1 pseudogene is annotated in these 942 nt (G+C 63.3%); it reads right to left on the bottom strand.

From position 1 onward, the window contains the following. Positions 1-854: pseudogene (locus tag QSV46_RS39055) on the bottom strand (IS3 family transposase); the annotation flags it as partial. Positions 855-942: the final 88 nt, after the last annotated feature.

The following is a 942-nucleotide window of genomic DNA, read 5'->3' as shown; positions in this document are numbered from 1 at the left end:
GAACTGCGAGCCCTGATCCGTGTTGAAGATGTCCGGCTTGCCGTGACGAGCCAAGGCATCCTCCAGCGTCTCGACGCAGAAGGCCGCTTCCATGGTAATCGATAGCCGCCACGACAGAACCCGACGTGTCGCCCAGTCCAGCACCACGGCGAGATAGACGAAGCCACGCGCCATCGGGATGTAGGTGATGTCCATCGCCCAGACCTGGTTCGGTCGCGTGATCTCCAGGCCGCGCAGCAGGTATGGATGGATCTTGTGGCCGGGCTCCGGCCTGGTGGTGCGCGGACGGCGATAGAGCGCCTCTATCCCCATCCGCCGCATCAGCGTCTTGACATGCCGGCGGCCGATCTTGCACCCCTCGGCAGCCAGCAGGCCTCGCAGCATACGCGAACCGGCGAAGGGAAACTCCAGATGCAGCCGGTCGAGACGCCGCATGATCGCGAGATCGGCATCCGGCACCGGCCGCGGCAGGTAGTAAACGCTGCCGCGGCTGATCTGCAAAACTTCCGCCTGCCTGGAGATCGACAGATCATGCTCGCGGTCGATCATCGCTTTGCGCTCAGCAATCCCGCCTTGGTGAGCGCTCCTTCTAAAAAATCGTTCTCCAGCGTCAGCTCCCCGATCTTGGCATGCAGCGACTTCACATCGATCGCAGGCGTGGCCGGCGCAGCGCTGCCAGGTCCAAAAACTCCGGAAGCGCCACCCTCCAGCTGCGCCTTCCACGCCGTAATCTGATTGGGGTGGACGTCGAACTGCTCAGCCAGCTGAGCTATCGTCCGGTCGCCCTTGACGGCGGCAAGCGCCACCTTCGCCTTGAAGGCCGGTGTGTGATTCCGGCGGGCTCGTCTGCTCATCGTCGCTCCTGATTCGCAGGCACCAGCGTGCCCGCTGTCAGGCAGAAACTCCACTTATCGACCTGTCCAAATTTGCGGAGCCGGCTCT

It is taken from the genome of Bradyrhizobium cosmicum (genome assembly GCF_032290525.1).
Lineage (GTDB): Bacteria > Pseudomonadota > Alphaproteobacteria > Rhizobiales > Xanthobacteraceae > Bradyrhizobium > Bradyrhizobium cosmicum_A.
The sequence above is the reverse complement of the archived record's forward strand: the minus strand, read 5'-3'. Positions and strand labels throughout refer to the sequence as shown.